Source organism: Acrocarpospora catenulata, assembly GCF_018476525.1.
Taxonomy (GTDB): Bacteria; Actinomycetota; Actinomycetes; order Streptosporangiales; family Streptosporangiaceae; genus Acrocarpospora; species Acrocarpospora catenulata.
Genome location: NZ_JAHCST010000017.1, coordinates 57,350 through 80,723, shown reverse-complemented (window position 1 = coordinate 80,723; position 23,374 = coordinate 57,350). Strand labels below are relative to the sequence as shown.

The following is a 23,374-nucleotide window of genomic DNA, read 5'->3' as shown; positions in this document are numbered from 1 at the left end:
TCCTTGCTGCGCGCCCCCGCAGAGATCAAGTACGCCGACGAACTCGACTACCTCGAGTCGATCGACACCGGCTTCAAGCCGTTCTCCTGGCGGCTCAGCCCCCGCATGGTGAGGATCTTCGTACTCGGCTCCGAGCGCTCCGACGGCCTCGACCGCGAGATCCCGCAGAAGTGGTTCGGCGACCGTAGCTTCGTCGAACGCAGCATCGTCACGCTCGCCTCCGACCGCGGCCTGCTGCTCATCGGCGACCCGGGCACCGGCAAGAGCTGGCTGGCCGAGCTGCTCGCCGCCGCCATCTCCCGCAACTCCACGCTGGTCGTGCAGGGTACGGCAGGCACCACCGAAGACCACATCAAGTACTCCTGGAACGTCTCCATGGTCATCGCCAAGGGCCAGTCCCGGGAGTCGATGATCCCCTCGCCCATCATGACCGCCATGGAGCGCGGCGTGATCGGCCGCTTCGAGGAGCTGACCAGATCCACCAGCGACGTCCAGGACGCGCTGATCTCGATACTCTCCGAGAAGTACGTGTCCATCCCCGAGCTCGACGACGACAACATCGTCTTCGCCCAGCCCGGCTTCTCCATCATCGCCACCGCCAACAGCCGCGACCGCGGCGTCAACGACCTGTCCTCGGCGCTGAAGCGGCGCTTCAATTTCGTCCGCATCCCCGTGGTGACGAACAAGAAGAGCGAGGCTGAGATCGTCCGCTTCCGCACGGCCGAGCTGTTGCGCAGGCACCAGATCGACCTGGAGCTGCCGCCCACGCTGCTGGACATCCTGCTGCAGAGCTTCGCCGACCTGCGAGCGGCCGCCGCCTCGGCCACCGGCGAGGACGAGAAGCTGGAGTCGGCACTGTCCACGGCCGAGCAGATCGGCGTTCTGGAGGACGCCATCCTGCACAGCAGATTCTTCGGCGACAGCACGCTGAAGGCCGCCACGCTGGCCGGCTCGCTGGTGGGCTCGCTGGCCCGGCGCAGCCCGGAGGACCTGGCCATCCTCAACAAATACCTGCATGGCGTCGTGGAGCCGCGCAGCAAGCAGGACGAGGGCGGCTCGTGGAAGGAATTCCTCGACGGCGGCCGGAACGCGATCGCCACCCTGTCATGAGCCCCTTCGATCCCCTGCGCGAGCAACTCGCCAGCGCCGCCGCGGCCTTCGGCGACGGCCTGGTCGACGACGTCGAGCAGGCGCTGAAGACGGACGTGGAGATCTTCCCCGTCTGCCATCACTCGCCCGCCTCCGCGCTGGCGATGGTCAGACGGCTGAGAGAGAAGCAGCCCAAGGTCATCTACCTGGAGCTCTGCGAGGACCTGCGGCCGGTGCTGGAGGAGCTGCGCAACTGCAGGCTGCCGGTCGCGTTGCAGGCCTTCGCCTCGGACATCGATGGTTTCCCGCCCGACTGGGCACCGCTGAGCGTGATCGCGCCCATCACCGAGTCCTCGGCGGAATACCAGGCCATCGCCTACGCCCTCGACACGCCGGGCGTGGAGATCGTCCTGGTGGACCGGTCGGTCGACCATGTCTTCCAGTGGGAGCCGCGCGCCGGCGCCGCGGCCGACGTCGGCATCGAGATCGGCGATCTGCGGCCCGGATTCGCCGCGCTGGAGGAGCACCTGCTCCACCACGGCAAGGTGCGGCACTGGTCGGAGTGGTGGGACCAGTACGTCGAGCAGCCGCTGTCCGGCGCGGACTACGCCACCTACCGCCAGGTCATGGTGCTCATCGGCAGCCTCTTCCGCCGGCTCAATCCCCAGGGCAACGAGGTGGACGAGGATCGCGAGCGCTACATGTGGACCAGGATGCGCGAGCACCTGGCCGCGACGGGCACCGACCCTGCCCAGTGCCTGTACGTGTGCGGGGCCTTCCACGCTGCCAGCCCGGTGCTGGACGAGCGCCTCGACATCAGTCCGCGCACCGCCACCACCTGGCTCTACGGGCTCATCCCTGCCAGCCATTCGGCGATCGAGGAGCAGTTCGGGCTGGCTCCCGGCTCGGTCTCGATCGCCGCGGCCACCTGGAGCAAGTCGGTCAGGCGCAGTGGGCTCACGCCGTACAAGCTGGGTGGGAAGAGCACGCGCACGGACCTGCCGCCGAGCGCGCCCGGGGAGACGGAGGACCGGCTGTCCGGCTTCCTCACCCAGCCGCCCTCCCTGGACGGCTTCGACGAGGCGGAGCTGCTCGGCTGGTGTGTGGAGATCGTCAGGCTGGCCCGCCGGAACGGATATCTGGCCAGTACCGCCGACGCCATCGCGGTCTACGAGACCTCGATCCTGCTCGCGGGCATGCGCAACAGGAAGCGGCCCACGCCGTACGACTTCCAGGACGCGGCGGTCACCTGCATCGAGAAGGATGTCGTGCCCGGCCGCCGCGACGTGCGGCGGCTCTGCGAGATCCTGCTCGGCGGCGACAAGATCGGCCAGGTTGGCTACGACTCGCTCCCGCCGCTGGCCCGCGACGTACTCGACCGGCTCCAGCCGCTCGGGCTCGACCTGGAGAAGCGGACGATCCAGCGGGCGCTGATCGACCTCGACGCCCACCCTGAGCTGGAACCCTGCTCCCACCTGCTGTGGATCCTGCGCCGCCTGCTGCCGGGCGACGCCGTGCGGCCCATCATGGGCTCGCGGAGGCTGGGCGAGCGCTCCCATCAGGAGAGCTGGGACCTGGCGATCGGGCGCAACCAGCGCTCGATCATCGAACTCGGCTACGAGGGCGTCACCATCGAGCAGGTGCTGGAGCAGCGGCTTCGGCGCGCCTGCTGGGACGAGAAGGCCACCGCGGCCACCGCGCTGGACGCGGTCGAGGACGCCATCCTCTACCTGGGCAGTCGGCGCCTCACCGAGGAGCTCGGGGCCCGGGCCGTGGAACTGCTGGCGGGCGAGCGAACCGTGGACGACGCGCCGGACGTGCTGCGGCGCATCCGCCGGCTGCTCGCGCACCACCGGGCCGTCGAACCGGAGCTGCCCGCGTGGGCCAAGTCGTTCGTGACCACCGGGTACGCGCACTACTGCACGCTGCTGCCCACCGCCTTCGTGGAGGAGGAGACCGGGGTGCGCCAGGTGGGCGCGATGCTCGGGTTCCTGTTCACGATGGAGAGCCTGGCGCTGTCGCTGGGCTGCGACCGGGCCCAGCTCGAACTGGCCGTCCAGCAGTCACACCCCGAAGCCCCCGCCAAAGTGGCGTTGCTGTGGACGGCGCGCTTCCAGCTCGGGCTGCTGAGCATGGCCGAGTTGCGCGAGCGGGTGGGCGAGTTGCTCGGCAACCCGCTGGTGGTGCCGTCGGTGCCGCAGTACGTCAGCGGATTCGTCCAGGCGCTGGAGTCCGCGCCCGCACTGGCGCCGTTCGTGGTCGAGGTGCTGTCCAGGGCGTTCGGGCAGCTTCCCGACAGCGTGCTGCTGCCCTGGCTGCCGAAGCTGATCACGACCCTGCGTGACCAGGCGCCTGAGCTGGTGCCGGTGCTCGTGCGGGAGGCGGGGCGAACCTTCCCCGCCCTGCTTGCCGACGTGGACTCCTTCACGCCGCCCTGGCTGGCTCGGGCGCCCAGGAAGGCGGTCGCGCGGCCCGCTTCCGGGCCGGTCAGCGAGTTGCTGGCCGTACATCACGAGACCGGTGCGGCGGTGGCGGAGCTGCTGGGCTGTGCGGCGGTTCCGGTCGCTGGCCCGAGCGGTGAGGTGGCGGCGCTGCTGGCAGCGCATCCCCAGACCGGCGAGGCCGTCGCGGGGGTGCTGACGGCCGGCTGACGGCGACGGTCGGCGCCGGGTGACCGTTCGCGGTCGCCCGGCGCCGTGGGTATCAGCCTCCAGCCGTTGTTGAGGATGAAGTTGTCGCGTTGGGCGTTGAAGCCGATCGAGGCCGCGTGCGTCCGGCACGTGGCGCCAGCCTGTTCCCGGGCCGAATCACTGTCAATGGAGCAGAAGGGACACATACCCCTTAATGGGATTTTTCCCTTAATGGGTATCAGGCCGGGCGGAAGGAGTCCTTCGGTTCGGGGGCGGCGTGTTTGATCATGAGGTGACGGACCACCGAGTACTCGTGGACCGCCTCCTGGCTCATGTCCTTGCCGAAGCCGCTGCCCTTCACGCCCCCGTGCGGGGCTTCGGAGGCGATGGGCAGGTGGTCGTTGATCCAGGTGACGCCGACGTCCAGCTGGTGGGCCACCCGCAGCGCCCTGGCCACGTCGGCCGACCAGATCGAGGAGGCCAGGCCGTAGGGGGTGTCGTTGGCGAGCCGGACCGCCTCCTCCTCACCGTCGAACGGCAGCGCCACCAGGACCGGGCCGAACACCTCGCCCTGGACGATCTCGCTGCCCTGCTCGGCGTCGGCGATCAGCGTGGGCGGGTAGAAGAAGCCGGGCGCCTCGATCGGCTTGCCGCCCAGCACCACGCGGCCGGAGGCCCGGGTGACGAAGCCGTGCACCCGCTCCCGGTGGGCCCGGCTGATCAGCGGGCCGATGTCGGTCTCCGCGGACCAGGGGTCGCCGGGGCGCACCCGTTCCATGGTCGCGGCCAGGGCCTCCAGCGCCTCCGCGTACCGGGATCTGGCGATGTAGACGCGGGTGGCGGCGGTGCAGTCCTGGCCGGTGTTGTAGGTGGCACCCATGGTGACGCCGAAGGCCATGGCCTCCAGGTCGGCGTCCTCGAAGACCAGGGCGGGGGCCTTGCCGCCGAGCTCCAGGTGTACCCGCTTCAACCCGTCCACCGCGCCGCGCATGACCGCGCGCCCGGTGGCGGTGGAGCCGGTGACCCCGACCATGTCCACGCCGGGGTCGGTGACCAGGGCCTGGCCGATCTCGGCGCCGCCGGTCACCACCTGGAGCAGGTGCTCGGGCCCGCCCGCCTCGGCCAGCAGTTCGGCCAGCCGGAGCGTACTGCGCGGGGTGTTCGGGGCAGGCTTGATCACCACGGCGTTACCCGCGGCGAGCGCCGGACCGACCTTCCAGACGCCCATGATGAACGGGAAGTTCCACGGCGCGATCGAGCCGACCACCCCGATCGGCCGCCGGATCAGCGCCGAGGTGTAGCCGGAGCTGAGCACGCCCGCGCCGGTGCCGTCCAGCGAGCGCGCGGCCCCCGCGAAGTAGCGCAGGTTGTCCACCGCGAACGGCAGCTCGCCGTCCCGGAACACGGCGGCCGGTTTACCGGTCTCGGCCACCTCCAGTTCGGTCAGCTCCTCGGCGTGCTCCTCGACCAGGTCGGCCAGCCGGAGCAGCAGCCGGGCCCGTTCCGCGGGGGTGGTGTCCCGCCACTGCCGGAACGCCTCCCGCCCGCGCTGTACGGCACGAGCGACGTCGGCGGGGCTGCTGTCCGGGATCTCGTCAACGGGTTCGCCGCTGGCGGGGTTGATGAGGATGGTCATCAGGGTGGTTCCTTACCTTGTGCGGGTGGTGCTCAGCTGTCGAAGCCGATGCCGAACCGGTCGAGCAGCCGGAGCCAGGGCCCCCGCCGTCCGCCGTTGGCGTCGGCCCGGGCCAGCGCGCGGCGGGTGAACTCGACCACCGGCCAGCGCAGCGGCTCGGGCGGGAAGGGCACGGGGTGGCGGCGGACCATGCGCAGCCCGGTCCTGGGGGTGGTCCTGCGGGCCAGCAGGTCCAGGCCGACCAGGGCGCCGAACCGGGAGGCGCCCACGCCCAGGCCGGTGTAGCCCAGCGCGTAGGCCACCCGCCCGCCCATGGCGGTGCCGAAGAAGGGCGTGAACCGGCTGGTGGAGTCGATCATGCCGCCCCAGCGGTGGGTGAAGCGCACCCCCGCCAGCTGGGGGAAGGTGGTGAACAAGTGCTCGGCCAGCATCCGGTGCGAGGATTCCCGCTGCTCGGAGCCGCCCCCGCCGAAGTTGTAGACGGCGTCGTACCCGCCGAAGAGCAGGCGCTGGTCGCGGGTGAGCCGGTAGTAGTGGAACTGGTTTCCCGCGTCGGTGATGCCCTGTGCCTGCGGCCAGCGCAGCGCCGCCCGGCGCTCGGCGTCGAGGGGTTCGGTGACCAGGACGTAGTCCCAGACCGGCAGCACGAAGTGGCGTAACCGCCGCAGCGGCCCCGGGAAAGCGTTGGTGGCCAGCAACACCTGACCAGCATCAAATACCGATTTATCCGTCTTCGCTAGGACTCGGGAGGTGGCACGTTCCAGCTGGGTGACCGGGGTGTTCTCGTAGATGCGCACCCCCAGGCCCTCCGCGACCCGGCGCAGGCCGACGGCCAGCCGTACCGGATCGACCAGTCCGCCGGCGCCGCGGATGCGCAGACCGGCCAGGTAGGTCGGCGAGGCGACGTCGGCGCGCATCTCCTCGCGGCCGAGGAAGCTCACGTCCTCGCCGTGCTCCCGGTGCAGTTTCTCGGTCTGGCGCAGCTCGTCCACCTGGTGCGGCAGCACGGCCACGTTGGTCTTGCCGACCAGCCGCAGGTCGGCGTCGATCCGGTGCTCGGCCACGAAGGCCGCGATCTCGGCCAGATTCTCCCGGCCGAGGGCGAGCAACAGCGGCAGCTCCCCCGGCCAGCGGTGCGCGCCGTGCACCAGACCGTGGGTGAGGGAGTCGGAGATGAACCCGCCGTTGCGCCCGGTGGCCCCGAACCCGAGCGTCTGCGCGTCGGTCAGCACCACGTCGCACCCGGGATTCTCCTGCTTGGCCAGTACCGCGGCCCAGAGCCCGGTGAAACCTGATCCAACAATCAGGATATCGGCGGTAGTACGACGCTCCAAAGATGGGTATTCCGCAGGAGTTTGACCATCCGGCCAGAGCGTCCAGTCCGTCCAGAAGACCCGGGGTGCCGCATCCTTGATCACCGTGTCCACCAACCCCATGTTTGTTGAATCGTGATTCAAATACGTATCGAGTTACTACGTCAATACCTGCGACACTAGTTGCGAGATCGTTCAGACGGGGTTGGTGCCATGACTCAGCGCAAGAGCAAGGCCGATCGGCGCATTGAGCTGATCGACGCGGCGCGGCGGGCGATGATCCAGCACGGCGCCGAGGGCGTGCACTTGAACCAGATCGCGGAGGAGGCCGGCCTGACCTCGGGCGCGGTGCTCTACCACTATCCGGACCTGCGCGACCTGCTCATCGAGGCGCACCACGCGGGCATGGAGCGCTTCTACGAGCAGCGCCTGAAGAAGATCAACGGTATCTCCGACCCGGCCCAGAAGCTGATCGTCACCATCCGCTCCGGGCTGCCCTCCGGGCCCGACGACGCCGGGGTGCGCCTGCTCTGCGAGCTCGGCGGCGCGGCCGGCCGCAACCGCGTCTACGGCACCCTGCTCACCACCCTGTTCGACCGCCAGGTGGCCCTGTACCAGACCATCCTGGAGATCGGCGCCGCCCAGGGCGCCTTCACCCTCATCCAGGACTCCGAGACCGTCGGCCGGAACCTGGTCGCCCTGGAGGACGCCTACGGCTACCGCATCGTGGCCAGGCACCACACCATCGGCCCGGATGAGGCGGCCGAGCTCATCCTCGACTACGCCCGCCTGGCCACCGGCCACCCGCTGAAGACGCTCCCCGTCCCGCACCGGACGACGGCCGCCCGCCGCCCGGCCACCCGCAACGCCTAAGCAGGCACCAGCACCGCGTCATCCGGGTTCCAGGTCAGCCCGACCTGCGCACCCGGCGTGATCCTGGCCGGCCCCTGGGTGGCCACCAGGACCTTGCGGTCGTGCCCTGCCACGTCCACCGCGATGTGCGAGATCCCGCCGTAGAAGCTGACGTCCGCCACGGTCCCGTCCGCGGCGCCCCGCCCGGGGTCGCCCAGGCGGATCCGCTCCGGCCGTACCGCCAGCACGGCCGTGCCGTTGGGCAGGTCGGTCTTGCAGGGCAGCGGGCCCAGGCCCGGCACCTCGAAGCCGCCGCCGGTGACCGTACCGGGGAAGAGGTTGTTGGCCCCGATGAAGTCGGCCACGAACCGGGTGCGCGGGCGCTCGTAGAGGGCCACCGGCGCGTCCACCTGCTCGACCCTGCCGCTGTCCATCACCGCGATGCGGTCGGCCAGCGACATCGCCTCCTCCTGGTCGTGGGTGACCACCACGAAGGTGATGCCGACCTCGTGCTGCAGCCGCTTCAGCTCCAGCTGCATCTCCGCCCGCACCTTCTTGTCCAGCGCGGAGAGCGGCTCGTCCAGCAGCAGCAGCCGGGGGCGTTTCACGATGGCCCTGGCCAGCGCCACCCGCTGCTGCTGGCCGCCGGACAGCTGGGCGGGCCGCCGCCCGGCCAGCGCGGTCAGCCCGACGGTCTCCAGCACCTCGCTTACCCTGGTCTTGATCTCCGCCCGGGGCAGGCGCTCCCGCTCAAGGCCGTACGCCACGTTCTTGGCCACCGTCATGTGCGGGAAGAGCGCGTAGGACTGGAACATGAGGTTGACCGGCCGCCGGTGCGCGGCCTGGGCGAGCAGGTCGGCCCCGTCCAGCCGGACCGCGCCCCGGTCGGGGAACTCGAACCCGGCCAGGATGCGCAGCAGCGTGGTCTTGCCGCAGCCGGAGGGCCCGAGGAGCGCGAAGAACTCCCCCTGCCGGATGTCGAGGGTGACGTCGGCGAGGGCCTGCACGTCTCCGAAGTTCCGGGAGACCCCCGCGATGGAAAGCAGCGTCATTTGAAGGACTCCGTCAGTCGGGTCATCCGCTGGACGGCGAGCACCGCGGTGAAGCTGACCGTCAGCAGGATCGTCGCCAGGGCGTTGATGTCGGGGGTCACGCCGAACCTGATCATCGAGTAGATCACGATCGGCAGGGTGGGTTCGGTGGGGGCGGCGGTGAAGAAGGCCAGCACGAACTCGTCCAGCGAGAAGGTGAAGGCCAGCAGCGCCCCGGCCGCGATGCCGGGCAGCAGGCCGGGGAGGGTGATGCGCAGGAAGGTGGGCACCGGCCCGGCGCCCAGGTCCCGGGAGGCCTCCTCCAGGGACATGTCCATGGACGCCAGCCGCACCCGGACCACCACCGCCACCAGCGGTATGCCGAAGGTCATGTGGGCCAGCAGCACCGAGTGCAGGCCCAGGGTGAAGTTGACCGAGGCGTAGAAGATGATCAGGCCGATGGCCAGCATCAGCTCGGGCAGGATGGCGGGCATGGTGCCCAGCGCCTCGAGGATCTTGGACCGGGTGTAGCGGGCCAGGCCGACGCCGAGCAGGGTGCCGAGCACGGTGGAGACGAGCGTGGTGCCCAGCGCCACAATGATCGTGTTGCCCAGGCCCTTGAGCACGTCGGCGTTGCCGGCCAGCGTGCCGTACCACTTGAGGGAGAAGCCCTCCCAGGTGTACGCCGAGGAGCCCGCGTTGAAGGACATCGCGATCACGACCACGATCGGCGTGTAGAAGAACACGTAGGTCAGCCAGAGCGGCAGGAAGACCACCGGGTTCCGCTTGCGCAGGCTACGCATGGCGCGACCTCCGGGAGGCGAGAGCCTGGAGCAGCATCAGCGCCAGGGTGATCAGGATCATGACCAGCGACAGAGTGGCCCCGAACGGCCAGTCCCTGGCCTTGAGGAACTGGTCCCTGATCACGTTGCCCAGCATGATCGCGTGCCCGCCGCCGAGCAGCTCCGGCACCACGTAGTTGCCGAAGCTCGGCACGAACACCAGCACGCAGCCGATCAGCGCGCTGGGCAGGGTGAGCGGGAGCGTGACGCTGAGGAAGGTACGCAGCGGGGTGGCGCCCAGGTTGGCGGAGGCCTCCCTGAGCCGGGGGTCCACCCGCTCCACCGCCGAGTAGATCGGCAACACCATGAGCGAAAGGTAGCCGTAGAGCAGGCCGACCACGACGGTGCCCTCGTTGTAGAGGAACTCCAGCGGCTTGTCGATCAGGCCGACCCCGGTCAGCGTGCTGTTCACCAGCCCGGGACCGCTGAGCAGAATGATCCAGGCGTAGATGCGGATCAGGAAGTTGGTCCAGAACGGCAGCATGATCGCGATCAGCGCGATCGTCTTCCACTTCGGGGAGAGCTGGGCGATGGCGTACGCGGTGGGGTAGCCCAGTAACAGCGCCAGCAGGGTGACGGTGCCCGCGATCTGCACCGAGTTGCCGATCACGCCCAGGTAGAGCGGGTCCATCAGGCGGGTGAAGTTCTCGGTGGTGAACTCGTAGATCACACCGTTGAACCGGCCGCGCTTCAGGAACATGAAGCTGAGAGTGAGGATCATCGGCACGACGGCCAGGGTGACCAGCGCGATCAGTCCGGGGCCGAGGAAGACCAGCCGGGCCAGCGTCCTTCCCGACCTGCGCGACATCCTGGAAGTCTCTGTGAGATTTCCGGACAAGCGGTGCTCCCTTCACGATGATTCGCGAGTGTTGCAGGAGACGTCAACTTAGACAAGACTTTGCCGGGCACGATGAGCTTTAAGTTCGTGTTTCTTGTTGAAGCGAAGTTCAGGAGCACGGGTGGGTACGGCACGGTGGCGACTCTCGGATACGGCCGTCCTCGGAGTGGCGGAGGACGTCCAGATATCGCCTGGACTGTCGGAGGCGTTGCTCCGCGGTCTGGGCACGGCTCCGGCGCCGTTCTCGGTGCGGTCGTTCCGCTCCCTTCCGGCGGTCCCGCCGGGCGAACAGGACATCCCGGTCGACCAGACCAACCACTCGGTGATCGTAGGCGAAACCGTGGTGGTGAAGTGGTTCCCCCGGCCCGCCGCCGGCCCGGCGCCCGAGTTGCTCGCCCACCTGTCGGAGGTGGGGTTCGCGCGCACCGCCGAGCCGTACGCGGCGGTGTTCTGCCATGACCTGCTGATCGCGCTGGTGACCGGGTATCTGCCGGGGGCGCGGGACGGCTGGGAGTGGTGCGTGGACGAGGCCGCCTCTGGCGGTACGGCTTTCGCCGCCGAACTGGGCGAACTCGCCGCCGAACTGCACCTGGCGATGGCGACCCCGTCCAGCGTGTTCCGAGAGCCCGTCCGCAGCGCCGCGGGGGGCTGGCTGGCGCGGGCGTCGCACGCGCTCCAGGAGGCGCTGGCCGTGACCGAGGACCAGGAGGACTCCCGGTGGCTGGCCGAGCACGCCGACGACCTGCGGCGGGAGCTGGCCCCACTGGCGGTGGCGGAGGAGACCCCGGTCATCCGCATCCACGGGGATCTGCACGTGGGGCAGGTGCTCCAGTGGCGGGACGGGTACGCCATCGTGGACTTCGATGGGAATCCGACGGTTTCCGGTGAGTCGCTCTACCAGCCGGTGGCGCGGGACCTGGCCCAGCTGACCACGAGCCTGGAGCATGTCGCGCAGGTGGCGGTGAAGCGGCGCGGGGCCGATCCCCAGTCGATGGCGGCCTGGGTGTGGATGACCCGGGAGTCCCTGGAGGGGGCGTATGTCGCACGGCTGGCGGCGGGCGGGCGGGAGGATCTGCTCGACCGGGCGCTGATCCGGCCGTTCGAGGTCGAACAGGAGTGCCGGGAGCTGATCTACGCGGCCCGACATCTGCCCCGGTGGCGGTACGCCCCGATGGGCGTACTGCGCAGCTGGTTCTAGGAGGATTGATCGATGGACGCCGCTCTGTTCCTGGCCGATCTGGAGGCCAAGCCACCGGCTCTGCACACCCTCGCGGACGCGCTTGACCGCCCCTTCGCGGGCGTTCCCGCGCAGGTGCGCCGGGTGGTCTTCCTCGGCATGGGGAGTTCGCGGTACGCGGCCGACGTGGCGGCGTCCCGGTTGCGGGCTGCGGGGGTGGACGCGGTGGCGGAGTACGCCTCGGCCCGGCTGGGCTACCCGGCCGATCCGTCCACCCTGGTCGTGGCGATCTCCGCGTCCGGGGGAAGCCGGGAGACCCTGGACGCGGTCGCCCGGTACCGGGGGCGGTCGTTCGTGGTCGCCCTCACCAACAAGCCGGGGTCGGCGATCACCGAGGGCGCGGATCTGGTGGTGCCCATGCTGGCGGGCGAGGAGACCGGCGGCGTAGCCTGCCGGACATTTCAGCACACGCTGGTGTTGCTCCTGGCCCTCGTCGACCAGCTAACCGGAACTCATCCCGATATTTCGGGACTCGTGCGGCGGGCGGCGGAGGCCACGGCGGACCTGCTCGACCGGCGGGGCGCCTGGCTCGACGAAGCGGTGGCCCTGCTCGACGGCCCCCACGGCGTCTACACGATCGCCCCCGCCGAACGCCTCTCCTCCGCCCGGCAGTCGGCGTTGATGTTCCGCGAGGGCCCCCGCCGCCAGGCCGACGCCTGCGAAACCGGCGACTGGGCCCACGTTGACGTCTACCTCACCAAGACCTACGACTACCGCGCCCTGGTCTTCCCCGGTTCCCCGTACGACGAGCAGGCCATGGACTGGATCCGGCAACGGAACTCGACCGTCCTGACGGTCGGCGGCTCCCTGGACGGCGAATCCGGCTCGATCCGCTACCGCCACGACGAGGACCCCGACGTCGCCCTGCTCACCGAGACCCTGGTCGCCGAGCTGATCGCCGCCGCCTACTGGCGCATTGGATAGTCTTTCTATCCAATCAGCCGGTACCCTGGCCCCATGCGGATCTCCCAGCTCAGCGCCGAATCCGGGGTGCCCATCCCGACCATCAAGTACTACCTCCGGGAAGGCATCCTCCCGCCGGGCGAGCAGACCTCGGCCACCCGCGCCGAGTACGGCCAGGCCCACCTGCGCCGCCTCCGCCTGATCCGCGCCCTGCTCGAGGTCGGCCGCCTCTCGGTCGCCGCCATCGGCAAGATCCTGGAGGCCGTGGACGACGAGTCGCTGAGCATGCACGCGATGCTCGGCACGGCCCACTACGCCCTCAGCCCCGCCGTCGAACCCCACGAGGACTCGCCCGCGTGGACGGAGGCGTACGAGCTGGTCAACCAGCTGATCGACGAGTTCGGCTGGGAGATCACCCCGGACGCACCTGCCCGCGAGGAACTCGCCCACACCCTGCTCACCCTCCGGCAACTCGGCGCCGAACCGACCCTGGCCGACCTGGTCCCGTACGCGACGGCCGCGCAGACCCTCGTGCAGACCCACGAGATCCACAAGATCCCCCTGGACGCCCCCCGCGAGTCGGCCGTCGAAGCCCTGGTCATCGGCACCGTCATGTACGGCCGCGTGCTCGACGCCATCCGCCTCCTGGCCGAGGAGTCCGTCTCCGCGCGCACCCTGGCCGGACGGCCCGTCACCGGTTCATGAGGCGTCTCTTTTCGTCTGCGCGAGCGCTCCCCGGTAGGCGGTGACGGTCTCGCGGGCGATGCGGTCCCAGCCGTACCGGGATCTGGCCCGGTCGGCGCCGGCGATGCCGTAGGCGGTGCTCCGGTCCTGGTCGTCCAGGAGGCGGCGGACCGCCTGGGCCAGGGCCCGCGGGCGGCGCGGGCCGATCAGCAGGCCGGTGACCTCGTTGACGACGGTGTCCTTCTGGCCGCCGACGTCGGAGGCGATCACCGGCACGCCGCAGGCCATGGCCTCCAGGGCGACGATGCCGAAGGGTTCGTACCAGGGCACGGTGACCACGGCGGCGGCCGAACGCATCAGCGCGGGCACCTCCGCCCGGGGCACCTGCCCGGTGAAGACCACCCGGTCGGCCACCCCGGCCCAGTCGGCCTCCCCGCGCAGCCGGGTGGCATCGGGGTCGCAGTGCAGCCGCGCCAGGGGTGGCCCGCCGCTCACCACCAGCTCCACCTCCGGCAGGTACCGCAACGCCTGGATGATCGTTTCGATGCCCTTACGCGGTACCAGCCGCCCGATCGACAGCAGCCGAGGGCGGTCCGGCTGGTCACCCGGCACCACGTTGGGATGGAAGAGGTCCAGGTCCACCCCGCACGGCACCACCCGGGCGCGCTGCCGGGGAATGCCCATCCGGACCAGTTCGTCCACCTCGTCGGGGCAGGTGGAGAGGATCAGGTCGGCGGTCCTGCCGATGCGGGCCTCGGCCTCGATCCTGCCGGGCGGGCTGGTGTCGGCGGTCCCCAGGTGGCGGCGCTTGACCGTGCCGAGCGCGTGGTAGGTGTGCACCACGGGCACGGCGCACGGCCGGGCGGCGGCGAGCGCGATGAGCCCGCTCATCCAGAAGTGGCTGTGCACCACGTCGGGCCGCTCGAACAGCCACTGTTCCTGGAGCCACTTGGCGAAGTGCGGCACCCAGGGCGGGATCTCGTCCTTCGGGATCGGCTCCGGCGGCCCGGCCGGGACATGCACGACCGTCACCCCCGGCGCGAGCGGCACCTGCTCGGGCAGCCGGGGGTCGTCGCGGCGGGTGTAGACGGTCACCTGGTGATCCAGGGCGGCGACGGCGCTCGCCAGCGCGGCCACGTGCACGTTCTGGCCGCCCGCATCGGACGTGCCGAGCCCGGCCAGCGGACTGGCATGCTCGGAAATCATCGCGATCCTCACCGGGTCACCTCCTGGAGTAGCCGGTCCCCCGTCCACCAGGAAGCGGTTGGGGTCGGTGGAGGGCACGCCCGCGTCGGGCAGGACCGCCTCGCGTGCCGCCACCGCCCGTACGGCGGGACCGGTGAGCAGCACATCCCCGACGCTGTCGAGACGGGCGAGCAGGACATTTCCCGACCGCCAACCGCCCACGAATGCGAATGAATAGGGCTCTATCCGGGGAAACCAGCACCAAACCTCAGGTCCCGACCGTCCCGGGGGGATGATTCTCGGCAAATCAGCCGCACTACCCGCAGGTCTCGCTATATCGGGAGGCGTTCAGGAATTGACTTTAAAGTGGGTGTTTACAGAGGTCGTCTTTTCCCTCGGAACGATCATCGCCCGGCTGGCAGCAGGCCAACCGCCGCGATCAGGTCGGCGACCGGCTCCGCCCGGGTGACCTCGGTCGGGCCCCGCGTGCCGCCGCCATCTCGGCCGGTCTCACCCCGCTAGGGATGGAAGATGCTGATGCCCCCCGGTCCGACCAGGAGCCCGACGATGATGAGGACGATCCCCCAGAGGATCTGCCTGCGGGCCAGAATGACCCAGATCCCGGCGATTACCAGAATTACGGCGATCAGCCATAGCAGAGTACTCATAGTTCTCCCCTGCCCCCGCGAACGGGTCACTAACGGGCGTGGTCGGTCAGGAATGTCCAGATGGAATGACCCCAGCGGCCTCGCCCGCCCCTTCGCCTACGACCAGGATCTGTCGCGGCGTTTGCACATCTCTACCCAATGCCGGAGGTCCTTATACCGAAAACTTGTTCCGGCAATCTGTATACGGTCTTATGGTGAAAAGGCAGGTAAGCAACGTTCATCTAGATCATCGTGACCTGGAGACCACGATGTCCCGCACGCACCACTACCGGCGGCACTACATGGACGCGGCCCGGGCGAGCCGGTCCGGGAGCCCGCCGTCTGCCTGCACCGGACGCGCGGAGGACGCGATGACCAGCTACGACCGACCGGCAACCCAGGGCACCTCCCTCTCCGTCAAGGGTTGCGCCAACATCCAGGTGCTCCACACCGACGCCATCCTGAACGTCACCCACGTGGCGACACCTGACTCCTCGCTGGTACGGCTGTCCGGCGAACTCGACATCTCCAACAGTTTCGCCGTCCAGAACGCCCTCACCCTCGTCCGGCGACGCGACCTTCCCCTCATCGTCGACGTCGGCCGTGTCACCTTCGTCGACGTGGCCGGAGCCCGGCTGCTGATCATCCTCGACCGCGAGAACGTCAGCCTGCGCAACATCCCGCCCCGAATGCGCTTCCTCCTGGACATGCTCCTGCGTCCCCGCGCCCAGGACGCCGATCCACGACCCCCACTCCCGAAGATGATCTAGAGCTCATTTCACGCGATACCGCTCGCTGTCGGACCCCCGAAGTTCCAGGCCCATCCCAGGCCGTGACAGATCTGGCGAAACGGCGCCGTTGACCGGCTCCGGGAACCCGTCGAAGAACATCGACTCGATCCGCACGTGATCGTGGAACCATTCGGCGTGCCGTACGTTCGGGACGGACAACGCCACGTGCCGGTGCAGGCCGGGAGCACAGTGGGCCGACACCTGAAGCCCGGCCGCCGCCGCCAGCGCCGCCGCACGTTGCCACTCCAGTACGCCACCGCAGCGCGTCACATCGATCTGCAGACAGTCCACCGCGCCCGTCAACCGGGCGAACGCCGTCAGATCACAGCCGTACTCCCCGGCCGCCACGTCGGCGCGGATCGCGTCGCGGACCTGACGCAGGCCGTCCGGATCATCGGAGGAGACGGGCTCCTCGAACCAGCGCACGTCCTGGTCGTCCATCGCGTGGGCGATCCTGATCGCCTCCTTGGCGCTGTAGGCGCCGTTGGCGTCGACGAAGAGCTCGGTACCGGGACCGAGGGTGGCACGCGCGAGCCGTACCCGGTCCAGATCCCGCCCCCGGCCTATCTTGATCTTGACCCGGGGAAGGTCCTTCCACCCGATGAGCTGTTCCTGAAGCACCTCGTCGGAATAGGAGGTGAAGCCCCCGCTGCCATAAACCGGCAGCTCCGGCCTGGCCTGACCGAGCAGACTGCACAACGGCAACCCCAGCAGCCGCGCCTTGAGATCCCACAGGGACGTCTCCACGGCAGAGACCGCATACCCCGCCACCCCCGTGCGCCCCGCGTTGCGAATCCGCCGGACCATCGCGGCGAGCGCCGCCGGGATATCGAACACGTCCATACCGCAGACCACCGGCGCAAGCTCCCCCACGACCACCGACGCGCAGGCGGCCGGTCCGTAGGTCCACCCGATCCCGCGCTGCCCGCCCGCCACCGTATGGACCAGCACCATCGTGGTCCGATCCCAGTCGAGCGTGCCATCGGCCTCCGGCCGGTCGGTCGGCACGGTGTAGACAGCAGCCTCAACCCCACCGATCGGAGTCATCGCCTTACCCCCAACCTCCACGAACCATCCCCAGCCTTCCCCCGTCCCTCCACCCCAAAGTCATATGCGCTTCAAAAGCCCAGGGCGTGCTCGTCAGCGTGAGCGGATGCCGGTGGCGGCACTGTCACCGGCCATTTGGCTTGTCCCGGCTCACGGCCGGAAACCGCGCGCCTACGCCACTCGATGGGCATCCTGGGAAGCACGCGATACCGATCTCTCCACCTGAAGCAGAGCCGTTATCAGCCACTCAGGAGCCCCCATGGCCAAGCCGCTTACCTACGCCGACGCGGTACGCATCCTGGGAGGCGAAACGAAGAGTCTCAGGGCTCTGGATGTCGCCTTGGGTGGGACGCTTATCGGCACGGCTGCCGTGGGGGGCCTCCCTGCCACCGCGGCTGCGGGGGCTCTGGCGTTGAGCCTCTTCGATGCCAAGGCCGAGGGCATCCGGTTGGGGCATCGACTGGTCGGCGCGCTCCGGGACAAGATCACCGGTGTCAGCAGGCACACCAGGAGTGAGCGTCTGCAGGCCGCGCACGCGGTCATCGTCGTCACCGCCTTCTTCGAGGCGCTCGATGACATCGATCTGCCGTTCGGGTTGAAGGATCTTCAGCTTGACCGGATCGAGCAGTGCTTCATCTTCCAGTGGGAAGACCTCGCGTACCTCCTTCCGGGAGGGTCCGCGACAACGCCGAAGAGAAAGGAGCTCAAGCTCCCCGGGGATCCGGCGAACACCGATCTCTCGATCGTCTACGTCATGGCGGGGACGATGCTGCTGCGGTTCTGTGAAGGGCTGGCGATCTGGGACTCCTTATCTCATGACCAGCGGAAACACGTCACCCTGACGCTGGGGCACAAGCTACGGGTGGCCGCACTGGCCCGTTATGAAGATCTGTATCTGCGGCTGGCCGGCGACTTCCCGGAGTTCGCGTTCTGGGCGAATCTGCGGGAGCAGCGAAGTGCCAAGGAAGAGACCCGGTGTGGTCTCGGCGGACTGGCGGACCTGCTGACGCCGCTGGCCTCCGGCCAGGTTCCTCAGCCCAAGCTCCACACCATCCTGACCGTGAACAAGGCTGCCCTGGGTCGTGCGATCGCCCCAGGCGACGACCTTCCCGACGGGCTCGCGCTCCCCAAGCTCGCCGACGCCTACGTGAACCCCGCCTTCCGGCTGTCCACCGGTGACCGGGATCTCAGTCTTGAGGAAACCTGGGCAGCGGAGTCCGTCAGGGACGACCTTCAGCAGTTCCTCGCCGGCTGGTTGACTTCAATGGCGGCGACCGCCGCCCCTCTGTTGGTGCTCGGCCAGCCAGGCGTGGGCAAGTCCCTGCTCACCCGGATGCTCGCCGCCCGGCTGCCCGAGGCCGACTTCCTGCCCATCCGCGTCCCCCTCCGCCAGGTTCCCGCTGACGCCGGAATCCAGGAACAGGTCGAAGCCGCGATCCGGGTCACCACCGGCGAGACCGTGAACTGGCGGGACATCGCCCGAAGCGTGAACGGCGCCCGTCCGGTCATCCTGCTCGACGGCCTCGACGAACTCCTCCAGGCAACCGGCGTAAACCGAGCCGACTACTTGATCCAGGTGGCCGAGTTCCAGGCGCGGGAAGCCGATATGGGGTCCCCGGTCGCCGTGATCGTCACAACTCGGACCGCTGTCGCGGATCGCTGCCGACTCTCCCCCGGCACCCTGGCGATACGGCTCGAACCGTTCTCCGACGCCCAGGTCGGGCAGTGGATAGAGACATGGAACGACACCAACAGGAGCTACTTCGAACGGCGCGGGCGGAGCCCGCTGAGCGCCGAAAACGTCCTCGCCCACCGCGAGTTGGCCGAACAACCCTTGCTCCTGCTGATGCTCGCCCTGTACGACGCCGACCCCAACGCCGGGGAAGGATCGTTGGCGGGCGTCGGTCAGTTGAGCCGAGCCGGACTCTACGAACGCCTGCTCCGGCGTTTCGCCGCGCGGGAGGTCGCCAAGCACGAGCCCGGACTACCCGCCGACGCCCAGGCGACGGCCGTGGAGAAGGAGCTACACCGGCTCTCCATCGCCGCTTTCGCCATGTTCAACCGTGGTCAGCAATGGGTGACCCACGAAGAACTGGACCAGGATCTGACCACCCTCCTGCCCAACCTTTCGCCTGCTGCCGGACAGGGATTCCACCGTCCGCTCTCCGCAGCGCAAACGGTGATCGGGCGCTTCTTCTTCATCCATCAGACACGGGCTGTGCAGGATTCGCAGGAGTTGAGGACCTACGAGTTCCTGCATTCGACCTTCGGCGAGTACCTGATCGCCCGGCTGATCCGCGGCCTGCTCCGCCAAGCCGTCCGGCGGGAGGCTCTCGACCAGCAAGACATCCTGGGAGGCATGACCGGTACCCGGCCCGAGCCGGAGCTACTCGGTGCCTTGCTGTCGTTCGGAGTCCTCTCTACCCGCTCGCCCATCCTGAATTTCCTCCACGAAACAGCGGAACAGCAGGAGGAGCTCAAGTCGCTGCTCATCCGGTGGTTCCAGCACAGCTACTTCGGCACCGGCCTCCCTACCGCCGAATACGAGCCGATGCGACGAACCGCAGTGCAACGACTTGCCCGGCACACCACCAATCTCGTTCTGCTGGCCGTCGTCATGACGGGCCCGGTGACTGCGGCCAAGCTGTTCGGAAAGGGCGAGGAGTCCATCTGGCAGTGGCAACATCTGGTGGATCTCTGGCGGGCCGGAGCACACGGCGAAGACGAGTGGCCAAGCCTGTCGGAGACTCTTGATATCGCGCGCTCCTGGTCCGGACAACAACGTGAACTCACCGTCTTCTGGACGGGGTCACATATAACTCTGCCCCCTCGCTCCGTCTCGTCAGAGCTGAACGGGCAGCAGGAAGAACAGGCGATACAGATGACTTCGGACACCCTCGACTGGGCACATAACCGCCCTCCAGGTTCCGATTCGCATCGTTGGGAAGCATTTCCGGCCCACACTTCTTTGGATATCGGAGCAGGACGATCAGTGAACATAGAAGTGTTCGCCAGAGTAATGAACATGTTTTGGACATCAGGCATGCCATACTTCTACATTCCGGATTTCGGCCGGTCCAGATCGGCATTTGCCATTATAATGGACATACACCTCCCATTTAAGATATGGAAGCCTCACGAACAGCAATCAAAAATGGCCGAATCTTACGACAACCTCCCCGATCGACTCGCCGCCTACGAACAATTCTTACAAATAGCTAGAGAGCTATCCCAATACTCCCACTCCCTCATACCGCTCACGATCGATCGATTCGCCTTGGATGTGAATTCAATGCCTCCAAAAGGAGGCGCCAACATCCTCTCCCAAATTATGGAAATATTGTCTGATAACTCAATGTCCTTGCGAGACGGCTGGACCTGTCACCGACTGGCGTACTGCGCGCTGGCGCTCGTCGCCCGCGACCGGACGCACCTTGCCCTTCTCGACAGAATCCTTGACGAACCGGAACTCCCGCAACGCTCCCACCTGGAAGCGGCCACCGCTCTGATCGAAATGGAAATCGACCCCGGCGAAGCCGGAGTAACGGCCTTCGAAGTCGTCCGGCGCATGACTTCGGATGACCTGCTCAAAATCCAGACCGAGGATCCCCACCTCTACCACCGCGCCCGGAGAGCCATCCGCTCCGACGGCGGGCGCTACCGCCTCGTCTGGCCAGGGTGAGCGGGCCGGACAAGGGTCTCGTCAAGCCTTCTTATCGAGGTTGGATGTGGCGCCTATCGCGACTTATGAGGATCGGCGTTTTGCCATCCACCACACGAGATCTTCGGATCGATCTGGTCCCAGGCTCCGCGAGAGAAGGCGCCAGGTGTGGTGGATCAGCAGGTCGCGAAGGGTCTTGTCGTCCTGGTGGTCGAGGCGGCCGGTCGGGGCCAGCCGGTACCCCTTCTCCGTCACAGTGAGGGTGACGACGCGGACGGCGGGGTCGGCGCCACCGGGTTGGACCGCAAGCTCACCGATAGGTCTCGGTGGACAGACCCGAAGTCACAGTTCGCCGCGTTCTACGGCCAGGGCGAGTTCGACGCGGGACTTCAGGCCGGTTTTGGCGTAGACGCGGGTCAGGTAGACCTCGACGGTTTTGCGGCTGTAGTGGAGTTCGTCGGCGATTTGGGGGTTGCTGAGGCCGCCGGCGACCAGTTCGATGACGCGGCGTTCGGCGGGGGTGAGGGCGCCGGTGGGGGCCAGGCCGGCGGTGCGCATCAAATGGGCGGTGCGGTTGCGCCAGGGGGTGGCGCCGAGGGCGGTGAAGGTGGTGTGGGCGCGGGTGAGCTGGGGGTGGTCGCCGAGGGTGCCGAGGATGAGGCGGGCGCGGGCCTCCTCGAAGGGGAGGTTGTCGGCGCGGGCCTGTTCCAGGGCGGCGCCGGCCCGGGCGGGGTCCTCGAAGGCCCAGGCCATGGCGAGGTCGGCGGCGAGGCGGGCGCGGGGCGTGGAGTCGGTGGCGCGCTCGTCGAGTTCGCGGGCGACCGCGCGGCCGGACTCCCGGTCGTCGGCGGCGGCGTGGATGAGGACCAGCACGGCCATCGCCCGGTGCGAGACGTCCGGCGGGGCGACCGCCAGCGAACGTTCCGCCCAGGTGCGGGCGGCCGCCCGGTCCCCGAGGCCGAGCGCCAGCCGGGCCCTGAGCAGGTGGCGCAGTCCGTTGTGCAGGGCGCAGGACGGCGGCGGGTCGTCGAGCACCGCCGACGCCTCCTCGTACCGTCCCTGGTCGAGCAGGATGTCCAGTTCGATGTTGCGGAGCAGGGCGTGGTTCTCCAGCAGGCCCGCCTCGGCCAGCGGCCCCGCCCCGGCCCTGATGTCGGCGAGGGCCCTGTCCCACTCCCCGGCCAGCCGCCGGATCACCGCGGTCACCCGCACGTTCTGTCCCGCGATGTCGTGCCAGCCAAGCCCCCGGTGGATCTGCTCGGCCTGCTCCAGCAGGGCGGTGGCCCGCCCCCGCACCCCTGCCGTGCTCATCACGTGCGCCGCCGACTCCAGCGCCGCCAGCCGAGCCCCCGGCGGCAGCGCGGCGGCGAACCCGAGCAGGTCGTCGACCGCCCGCTGGGCCTCGCTCCAGGCTCCGTCGATCAGCGCCCGCAGCGCCAGGCACCCGGCGGTGATGATCCGGTCCTCCGGCGGGCAGGCGGGCAGCCCGCGCCAGGCCCGCTCCACGTGGTCGCCGAGCGGGCGGCCCAGTTCGGCCAGGAGCAGCGCCCGCTGTGCCACCAGCGCGGTCGGGTCGTCGGCCCGCGGGATCTGCTGGGCCGCGATGGTCAGGGCCACGTCGTACCAGCCCATCGCGTGCGCCGCGCCCACCACCGTGTACGCGGTGCGGGTGTGCCGCCGCCCCTGCGGGAGCACCGCCAGCGCCCGCTGCCCCGAGTTGAGCGCCAGCGCCGGCCGGGACCCCTTCCAGTACGACAGCGACTGGCGGGCCAGCAACTCCCCACGCTGGGCGGGATCGGCCACCTCGGCGGCCCGGCCGTACCAGTGGGCGGCCGAGAGCGGGGCGGTCCACCGGGTCAGTTCGGCGGCGCGGAGCATGGCGGCCAGCGCGTCGGCCGGTTTGCCGCCCTCGGCCAGGTGGGTGGCCCACTCCAGGACGCGGCGGGCGCCGGCCAGGCCCTGCCGGTTGAGCAGTTCGGCGATCCGCGCGTGCAGGCGCCGCCGCTCGCCCGCGTTCAGGTCGGCGTAGAGTGCCTCGGCCACCAGCGGGTGGGCGAAGGAGTACCCGTCGCCGGTGTAGACGAGCACGCCGTCCCTGACCAGGCCGACCAGGGCGCGTTCGGCGGCCCGCGCGTCCAGCCCGGCCACCTCGGCGATCGCCTCCAGGGTGCCGGGGGTGTCGATGGCGCTGGTGTCCCGGGTACGGCCCAGCGTGGCCAGCACCCGGGCCAGGTCGCGCCCGGCTCGGTCGCGCTGGAACACCCGGGACAGGATGGCGCCCCGGCGGGCCCCCGGGTCGGGGGAGCGGACCGCCCCGCCCTGCACCAGGGCCAGCACCGACTCCTGGACGAGCCAGGGGTTGCCGCCGCTCTCGGTGAGAATGCGGTCGATCATCGCGTCGCTGGGGGTGCGGTCGAGCAGCGTGGTGATCAGGTCGGTGACCTCGGCGCGGGAGAGCGGCTCCAGCCGTACGGTGAGGTCCACGTCCAGGGCGGGGACCTGGCGGGCGGTGCAGAGGATGGCCAGGCTGGGGGCGCTGCGCGGGAGCGCGGCGAGCAGCCGGAGGGTGTCGGCGTCGGCGTGGTGGATGTCGTCGATGGCCAGCAGCGTGCGGCCGGGCAGCGACTCCAGCAACTGGGCGGCGAGCACGGCCGGGGCGCCGACCGGGTTGCCGGGCACCTGCTTGCCGGGGTGGCCGAGCGCGGCCCGGTCGATGGCGTCGTAGAGCTCCCAGAGCCCGGTCTGCACGCCCTTGTCCCGGCCGAGCGATTCGATGGCGTCCACCAGCGGCGCGAACGCCAGGCCCTCGTCGAGTTCGCGGGCCCGGCCGCGCAGCACCCGGAAGCCGGTGGTCCGCGCGGTGAGCACGCCCAGCAGGTGGGTCTTGCCGATTCCGGCGGCGCCGGTGACCAGAACGGTCTTCGGCGTGTCACGGATGGCCGACTCCAGCTCGTCCACCAGCTGGGCCCGGCTCCCGCTGACCATCCT

At 69.3% G+C, this 23,374-nt stretch carries 17 protein-coding genes; 8 read left to right on the top strand and 9 right to left on the bottom strand.

The genetic code is table 11. The features are described 5' to 3' along the window. The first annotated feature begins 3 nt into the window (after positions 1-3). Both KIP79_RS19805 and KIP79_RS19800 read left to right on the top strand, forming a co-directional pair. Positions 4-1,110, top strand: a complete 1,107-nt coding sequence (locus KIP79_RS19805; RefSeq protein ID WP_214106345.1) for an ATP-binding protein — start codon at positions 4-6, stop codon at positions 1,108-1,110. Beyond that, positions 1,107-3,740, top strand: coding sequence for a DUF5682 family protein (locus KIP79_RS19800; RefSeq protein ID WP_214106344.1), 2,634 nt, complete (start codon positions 1,107-1,109; stop codon positions 3,738-3,740). Before KIP79_RS19805 ends, KIP79_RS19800 begins: the two co-directional genes overlap by 4 nt. Positions 3,741-3,957: 217 nt before the next feature. Here KIP79_RS19800 and KIP79_RS19795 read toward each other — a convergent pair whose 3' ends face one another. After that, complete coding sequence (locus tag KIP79_RS19795) at positions 3,958-5,355, bottom strand: aldehyde dehydrogenase family protein (protein WP_214106343.1); 1,398 nt, start codon at positions 5,353-5,355, stop codon at positions 3,958-3,960. 32 nt (positions 5,356-5,387) lie between these two features. After that, positions 5,388-6,689, bottom strand: coding sequence for an NAD(P)/FAD-dependent oxidoreductase (locus KIP79_RS19790; RefSeq protein WP_250213506.1), 1,302 nt, complete (start codon positions 6,687-6,689; stop codon positions 5,388-5,390). 192 nt (positions 6,690-6,881) lie between these two features. Here KIP79_RS19790 and KIP79_RS19785 point away from each other — a divergent pair, with 192 nt between their 5' ends. Further along, entirely contained in the window at positions 6,882-7,541 is a 660-nt protein-coding gene (locus KIP79_RS19785; protein WP_214106341.1) for a TetR/AcrR family transcriptional regulator, read from the top strand. Here KIP79_RS19785 and KIP79_RS19780 read toward each other — a convergent pair. The 3 genes from KIP79_RS19780 to KIP79_RS19770 are packed head-to-tail and all read right to left on the bottom strand — an operon-like array spanning position 7,538 to position 10,201. Then, the gene (locus KIP79_RS19780; RefSeq protein WP_214106340.1) at positions 7,538-8,572 is read right to left on the bottom strand and encodes an ABC transporter ATP-binding protein; all 1,035 of its coding nucleotides are present in this window, start codon (positions 8,570-8,572) and stop codon (positions 7,538-7,540) included. The two genes, KIP79_RS19785 and KIP79_RS19780, sit on opposite strands and share 4 nt — an antisense overlap. Further along, positions 8,569-9,354, bottom strand: coding sequence for an ABC transporter permease (locus tag KIP79_RS19775; RefSeq protein WP_214106339.1), 786 nt, complete (start codon positions 9,352-9,354; stop codon positions 8,569-8,571). Before KIP79_RS19775 ends, KIP79_RS19780 begins: the two co-directional genes overlap by 4 nt. After that, a complete protein-coding gene (locus KIP79_RS19770; protein ID WP_214106338.1) occupies positions 9,347-10,201 on the bottom strand; it encodes an ABC transporter permease in 855 nt (284 codons plus the stop codon). Before KIP79_RS19770 ends, KIP79_RS19775 begins: the two co-directional genes overlap by 8 nt. A 151-nt stretch (positions 10,202-10,352) precedes the next feature. Between KIP79_RS19770 and KIP79_RS19765 the strand changes: the two genes are divergently transcribed. From KIP79_RS19765 to KIP79_RS19755, 3 genes are read left to right on the top strand one after another with little or no spacing between them, the layout of a single operon-like run. Continuing rightward, entirely contained in the window at positions 10,353-11,429 is a 1,077-nt protein-coding gene (locus KIP79_RS19765; RefSeq protein WP_214106337.1) for a hypothetical protein, read from the top strand. Positions 11,430-11,441: 12 nt separating this feature from the next. Then, positions 11,442-12,392, top strand: coding sequence for an SIS domain-containing protein (locus tag KIP79_RS19760; RefSeq protein WP_214106336.1), 951 nt, complete (start codon positions 11,442-11,444; stop codon positions 12,390-12,392). A gap of 33 nt (positions 12,393-12,425) precedes the next feature. Next, positions 12,426-13,076, top strand: a complete 651-nt coding sequence (locus KIP79_RS19755; RefSeq protein WP_214106335.1) for a MerR family transcriptional regulator — start codon at positions 12,426-12,428, stop codon at positions 13,074-13,076. On the opposite strand, the gene KIP79_RS19750 is transcribed toward KIP79_RS19755, so the two are convergent. Next, positions 13,071-14,462, bottom strand: a complete 1,392-nt coding sequence (locus KIP79_RS19750; RefSeq protein WP_308169796.1) for a glycosyltransferase — start codon at positions 14,460-14,462, stop codon at positions 13,071-13,073. The genes KIP79_RS19755 and KIP79_RS19750 overlap by 6 nt on opposite strands. A 296-nt stretch (positions 14,463-14,758) precedes the next feature. After that, positions 14,759-14,908, bottom strand: a complete 150-nt coding sequence (locus KIP79_RS19745; RefSeq protein WP_214106334.1) for a GPGG-motif small membrane protein — start codon at positions 14,906-14,908, stop codon at positions 14,759-14,761. 248 nt (positions 14,909-15,156) lie between these two features. Between KIP79_RS19745 and KIP79_RS19740 the strand changes: the two genes are divergently transcribed. Next, entirely contained in the window at positions 15,157-15,657 is a 501-nt protein-coding gene (locus KIP79_RS19740; RefSeq protein WP_214106333.1) for an STAS domain-containing protein, read from the top strand. A 3-nt stretch (positions 15,658-15,660) separates the two neighbouring features. Here KIP79_RS19740 and KIP79_RS19735 read toward each other — a convergent pair whose 3' ends face one another. Continuing rightward, a complete protein-coding gene (locus KIP79_RS19735) occupies positions 15,661-16,725 on the bottom strand; it encodes an enolase C-terminal domain-like protein (protein ID WP_214106332.1) in 1,065 nt (354 codons plus the stop codon). A 259-nt stretch (positions 16,726-16,984) separates the two neighbouring features. Here KIP79_RS19735 and KIP79_RS19730 point away from each other — a divergent pair, with 259 nt between their 5' ends. After that, positions 16,985-20,407 (top strand): NACHT domain-containing protein, encoded by a 3,423-nt coding sequence (locus tag KIP79_RS19730; protein ID WP_214106331.1) that lies wholly within the window; start codon positions 16,985-16,987, stop codon positions 20,405-20,407. A 321-nt stretch (positions 20,408-20,728) separates the two neighbouring features. Here the strand turns inward: KIP79_RS19730 and KIP79_RS19725 are convergent, their stop codons facing one another. Beyond that, positions 20,729-23,371, bottom strand: a complete 2,643-nt coding sequence (locus KIP79_RS19725) for an ATP-binding protein (RefSeq protein ID WP_214106330.1) — start codon at positions 23,369-23,371, stop codon at positions 20,729-20,731. Positions 23,372-23,374: the final 3 nt, after the last annotated feature.